We start from the raw sequence: 5423 nt of genomic DNA, 5'->3' as shown, positions 1-5423 counted from the left end.
AACATCACGTTCAGCTGCCCGGGTGAGTTCAAGGTCAAGGCGGGTGAGCATGCGTTCTTGGGGGGCGAGTTCAATCATGCTGGCATCGCTCCGTTGCCGAGGCAGCTTGCGCCACGGTTGAAATATCGCGGGAAGCTGCGTGTGGTGGATGCGGAGCAAAGGGCGCGGCCCAGCACGTACTACAAGATTGTCACCGCTGACGGTGACGTGTTGGCCCAGGGCGTTACCGATGACAGCGGGCGCAGTATTACCGCCGCGACTGAGAGGCCGACTGGCGTGACGGCCTACATCGGCCGGGGTCGCTGGCGCATCGAAGAATCCCTGATGGACGAAGACGACGACTGCGGTTGCTGATACCAGCCCGCTTACCCATACCCTTACTTACGCAGGGCCCACCTTGAAAACGCACACGCACCGGACGTCGCACGGAATCACCGAACTGAGATTCTCCACATCATTGGGGACGCCCGTAGAGGGTTTGAGCTATCGCCTGCGCGACGCCCGCGGCGAACCCGAGCGGGCGTCACCGGTGCTGATGGAGAGGCTACCCGCCTGCTATCCCGCCGCGCCGCATCAGCCCTCGAGACAGAGGGCACGTGGTTGCTTGAAGGTCCCGCGATGCTCTCATTGGACGTGCAGCGCGACGACGGCTCGTGGGTTCTGATCGGCAGCTTCCAACATGAAGAAAACGCTCACAAGAGCGTGCGCGTGATCGCACCCGCCGTTGCAATACCGCTGCAGATGGACCCTATCTGACAAGACACAGGACTACGTCGAATGAACCGACCAATCGGTGCGCTACAAGTCCCCTTTCACACCGAAGTTGACGGAGACGGCGTCACGATGAGCGTGTGCCGGTTGGATCAAGTGTACTACGCGAAGATCAAGTTGCAGATGAAGAATGGTGGCAAAACCGTTCCCGCCTCCATCCTGCCTTATGTGATTGTGCATGCCACAACTGAAACTCCCGATACTTGGAGAGTTGCACCACATCCGCCCGAGATTGCTCAGCGCACCCCTGGCAGTGGCACCATTCTTATCAGAGTAGAGGGGGCCGGCCGCTACCGCTTGTACATCAAAGAGCCGACCGAAGACTTCCCTGAAAACGCGTTGTTTGAGATACAGCAGCACATGTTGGCTGACGGAGGGCAAAGCGGACGCGAAGTTCAACCTTTAGTAGAGCTTGACGTCAATCAGAGTTCAGACTGCACCCTGTCCATACGGGCGTTGAACACCAACGGCCTTCTTCGTACAAGAGGAACTGGGCCTGACAGCATTCCGAATGACCAGGACTTCTTAAAGTTCACTGATGCTCACTCAAGCCAGGAACTGCAGAGCGCCCTTGACCTCGGAAATCACCTCATATCGTTCCAACTGTGGGCCGATGCCTCACGCACCTATGGGACCCAGCACCCGATAGTGCAAGGAAGCGCTTATCGGGAAGCATTAACTGACCTCTACAGTGAGGGATTGAATGTCGGCAGCGGTACTGGTGACATTGCACACAGCCGCTTCCTGACCTTCGGTGGACGAGAAGTGGAGTTCAACCATCAGTCGACTACTGGCGGACGAGGCAGACTCTCCTTCCTCGCAGACAATGGACAACCCAATAACCGCATGATGGCGGACGAATCATTGCGTCGCACGCATCCAGCTACGATGGAATTTCTGCTTAAGATGATGGACGACCTGGACATAACGTATGCACGGGTCACTGGAGCTTGGCGTCCACACGTCGGCTCGACAAGACACCGCTATGCGTCGGCGATAGATCTCACACACGCCAAGAAAACCGTGATGGACGAGAACAACCAACCGCAGCTCGTTTCGATTCACTTCCACAGTGAGGATTCGGCACAGTCCAATCCGCTTGGCGATGGCAGGCGCGAGTCACCGGAGCGCACGCGAATGCGCGAGTTCTCTTACAGAGTTCATCAGTACATAGCCAATGCGCGAGCGCAAGGGGGAGCTGGTTGGCTGGGCGGGCCATGGGCACTGACTTATGGTGAGCTCGGCGTTGGAGCAGCAGATCGGCCCCGCGATCTCGCCATTCGCACTGATGCGACCCATGTGCATCACCTTCATATCAGTGTAGGAAACGACCAACCATGACGCCCATCGGAATGGTTTTTCTCGCAGCCGCCGCTGGCCTTCATTTGGATTTCGAGAGGCTTCCTGGCAGTGCAATCGGCCCAATCAACTGCCCGGAGCCACCCGCTACCATCCGTACTGTGGAAGGCCGCATCTATGAGTGCCGACCGGAGGAGGGACAGGATCCTTACGTCGACGTCACTCCACCGGACGAAAAGTCCCACTGGATGCTCCCGTTCGGCTCGGCAGACCTGCCTCCTCGTGGCACTGGCAGTTACCACCCTGTAGAGGATTGGCCGTTCCGAGCAATCATCTCGCGTGACAATCCTGCAGCGCATCACGTGGAGTACTACTACGTCTTCGATCAGCAAGGGATCGTGGTCGATTCCAATGCGCCTGATGCAATTGGTGATCGAATGACGGAAGTGCGGATCTCTGGCGTCCGACTGTGGCCCACCGCGAAGATCTACTACCGAATGCGACTTCCCACCGCTGGCGAGGCTATGGAACCGCGCAGGTCCACAGAGCGAATCGGTGCAGCTGCAGGCTTCGCAATGATCCTGAGTGGGGGAAGGCTGTGCCCTGTGCTGGATGAAAGCTACGTCAGCGAATGGGCACACCTCGATGATTCGACTTATCCCGCAGGAAAGTTCGTGAATGGACACTGTGGAGACTCATACAGGATCCCATCACGATTCCCCGACGACGACATTCGCAATCCGCACTACTACGCCTACCCGGGCTTCAAGGCCGGCGGCCTCGATCTTCGTTGGAGTTTCCAACGCCATGATGAACCTCGGCGCCCGGTTCTCAATAGAAAGGGGGAGTGTGTGGCCCTCTGCGCGCAACCGGATGAGGCCGAACACCCACAGGAGGAATGAAGGCTGCGCCAACCAATTACAGATCGAGCTGGCAGTGCTGTCCGGCTTTTGATGGCTGTATGAGAGCAGCTTGTCTTTTCTCATGCCCGGCTGGCTTAACTGTAATAGCTGGAAGCTTCATCACATTCACATCAGGCTGGGATACATCGAATCATGAAAATGATGCTGCTTCTTTCCCTCGTATCTGCAGGCGCAATCCAAGCACCGGTTGAGGATCTTCCAACAGCAATCGGCGAAAACTGCCCACAGCCACCCGCAACCGTCAGCTTCCTTGGAGGCCGCCAGTATCAGTGCGAGCCCGAAGAAGGCGAGGATGCATACAAGGACGTCACCCCTCCAGACGACAGCGCGCATTGGAGCTTGAACTTCGGGAGCATCGAACAGCCTCCCCGTGGGACCAGCAACTTCCGTTGGGCTGATGCTTGGCCTTTTCGATCCATCGTCATCATGAGTCTGCCGGCGCGCCACAGCAGGGATGCGTACTACATTTTTGATCACAACGGCACCGTAATCGACTCCAGCAAGGAAGAAGCAATCGGCGAAAGAATGGCGGAGATGACCATCTCAGGGTTGCGCGTTTGGCCCACTGCCAATGTGTACTACCGGATGCCTACCGGCAAGAATGGCGACGCAGGAACGGACCGTGATCCCATGCAAAGGGTTAACGATCCGTCGTACTTTGCACTGATAGTCGAGCAGGCCATGCTCTGCCCAATCCTGGAGGAAGCCGAGTTTGCGAACTGGCCGCGCGACCGGCGCTCTGGCGACAACACCGGGACGTACGTCAACGGCCACTGCGGCAATGCGGAAAGCCGCTCTTTCAGCTTCCCAGGGATCGAGCATGATCCGCAGACTTATTACACGTATCCAGGATTTCCAATCAGCAAGCGCGAGCTTTTCTGGACCTTCCAACGCCATGACGAGCCAGAACGTCCGGTGCGGGACCGAAAAGGGAAGTGCGTTGCGCTGTGCGGCAGCGATGAGTCGAATCGCTAGAACGCATTCAAGGTTTGTGTGCCGTTGAACTGCAGGAATCGACATTACCCATGAAGTACGCTCTGTTTTCCTTGCTACTCCTGTCAACGGCGGCCTCTGACGCGCCCGCAGGTGAGTTGAAGAGCCCTCCGCGACGCATCGAGTGTCCTGGCACGCCCGCCATCACCTTCGTCAATCGTGATGGGCAGATGCTCCATTGCGTACGGGATGGAGATGAGCCCTATCGACATATTCCCCTCCCGGACGACCGTTCGATCTGGCGACTACCTCTTGGTATGGATCATCCCATCGAGCCCGGCATGCTGAGCTACAGCCCTGCTGCGGAATGGCCATTCAGATCCATTGTCATCGCAGATGATCCCACTGCCATGGGCCGCGAGTATTACTACCTGTTTGACCGTACTGGCGTTATCACCCACTCCAGTGACACCGCTGCTGTAGGTGAGCAGATGATGGAAATTCGACTCGAGCAAGCGCGGCTGTGGCCTTGGGCTTCGGTTTACTACCGAACCCCACGCACGGCCGCGCTGCGAAGGTCTCGATCGTTCAACGCCGTGGCGCGCATCGATCAGACATCACGCTACTCCCTTGTCGTAGATAAAGGCATGCTCTGTCCTGTGCTGCATAGCCGCCTGTACTCAGACTGGGAGGATCCCCGAACTCCGCCGTCCTTGGGGGCAGCCTACCTCTACGGTCACTGTGCAAGCGCGTTCCGTGCAGATTCCCAGCTTGCGCCGGACGCGCGGGGAACCTGGCTCGCCTATCCGGGGTCTTCGGCCGATGGCCTCAACATGGTCTGGAGCGTGCAGCGCCACGACTCGCCTGTACGACCGATCCTGGGCCGCAGTGGAAACTGTCTGGCGCAGTGCGATCCCAGCGAGAGTAATTAATGGCACTACGCCGCGTGGAAACCGCCGGGCATGGCCCGGCGCTACCCATTCCTTCATCGCCAGGCATTTCCCGGCGCTACCGCCTTACAGCTGGATGCGCGCCACGCTCTCTTCCGAGCCCTTGGCATCCTTCTCGCCGTTCTTGATGCTCACGAACAGCACGTTGTTCTTCGCATCCAGCGCCAGGCTGTTCGGGTGCGTCGGCACCGCATAGCTGGCCACCTTCTTGTAGCTGGCGCTGTCATACGCGGTCACCGTGCCGCCTTCGCGGTTGGTCACGTACAGGCGCTTGCGCGGTGCGTCCAGCAGGATGCCCAGCGGGCCGGCATCGGTCGGGAGGCTGGCCAGTTCCTTGCCGGTGCTGCGGTCGAGCACCAGCACGCGCTGGCCCGGGTGCTTGCTGACGAAGCCCTCGCTACTCTTGGTCACGTAGTCGCGGATCATCGCCGAGCCCTGGTCGGTCACGAACAGGCGCTTGCCGTCCGGGTCCAGCGCGATGTTCATCGGCTGTTCGGCGGCGATCTTGTGCTGGGCCACCACCTTCTTCGAATCGGTACCCACCACC

General features: G+C 58.7%; 5 protein-coding genes and 2 pseudogenes. 6 read left to right on the top strand and 1 reads right to left on the bottom strand.

Features of this window, described 5'->3' with window-relative positions:
* The 6 genes and pseudogenes from IAE41_RS21705 to IAE41_RS21680 form a co-directional block, all read left to right on the top strand.
* Positions 1 to 354 (top strand): annotated as a pseudogene (locus IAE41_RS21705) (hypothetical protein); the annotation flags it as partial.
* Positions 355 to 618: 264 nt separating this feature from the next.
* Positions 619 to 756 (top strand): hypothetical protein, encoded by a 138-nt coding sequence (locus IAE41_RS21700; protein WP_200734527.1) that lies wholly within the window; start codon positions 619 to 621, stop codon positions 754 to 756.
* A 21-nt stretch (positions 757 to 777) separates the two neighbouring features.
* On the top strand, positions 778 to 2112 hold the full coding sequence (locus tag IAE41_RS21695) for a hypothetical protein (RefSeq protein WP_200734526.1): 1335 nt from the start codon (positions 778 to 780) through the stop codon (positions 2110 to 2112).
* Positions 2109 to 2972 (top strand): hypothetical protein, encoded by an 864-nt coding sequence (locus IAE41_RS21690; protein WP_200734525.1) that lies wholly within the window; start codon positions 2109 to 2111, stop codon positions 2970 to 2972. Before IAE41_RS21695 ends, IAE41_RS21690 begins: the two co-directional genes overlap by 4 nt.
* Positions 2973 to 3125: 153 nt before the next feature.
* On the top strand, positions 3126 to 3968 hold the full coding sequence (locus tag IAE41_RS21685) for a hypothetical protein (RefSeq protein ID WP_200734524.1): 843 nt from the start codon (positions 3126 to 3128) through the stop codon (positions 3966 to 3968).
* A gap of 50 nt (positions 3969 to 4018) precedes the next feature.
* Entirely contained in the window at positions 4019 to 4858 is an 840-nt protein-coding gene (locus tag IAE41_RS21680; protein ID WP_200734523.1) for a hypothetical protein, read from the top strand.
* An 84-nt stretch (positions 4859 to 4942) separates the two neighbouring features.
* On the opposite strand, the pseudogene IAE41_RS21675 reads toward IAE41_RS21680, so the two are convergent.
* Positions 4943 to 5423, bottom strand: a pseudogene (locus tag IAE41_RS21675) (YncE family protein); the annotation flags it as partial.

The sequence above is a fragment of the Stenotrophomonas sp. S39 genome (genome assembly GCF_016624665.1).
In the GTDB taxonomy this organism is placed as follows: Bacteria; Pseudomonadota; Gammaproteobacteria; order Xanthomonadales; family Xanthomonadaceae; genus Stenotrophomonas.
This window is presented reverse-complemented; position numbering and strand designations above follow the sequence as displayed.

Coding starts and splice junctions, on each gene's coding strand:
- IAE41_RS21700 (WP_200734527.1), top strand. CDS start 619: ATGCTCTCATTGGACGTGCAGCGCGACGACGGCTCGTGGGTTCTGATC.
- IAE41_RS21695 (WP_200734526.1), top strand. CDS start 778: ATGAACCGACCAATCGGTGCGCTACAAGTCCCCTTTCACACCGAAGTT.
- IAE41_RS21690 (WP_200734525.1), top strand. CDS start 2,109: ATGACGCCCATCGGAATGGTTTTTCTCGCAGCCGCCGCTGGCCTTCAT.
- IAE41_RS21685 (WP_200734524.1), top strand. CDS start 3,126: ATGAAAATGATGCTGCTTCTTTCCCTCGTATCTGCAGGCGCAATCCAA.
- IAE41_RS21680 (WP_200734523.1), top strand. CDS start 4,019: ATGAAGTACGCTCTGTTTTCCTTGCTACTCCTGTCAACGGCGGCCTCT.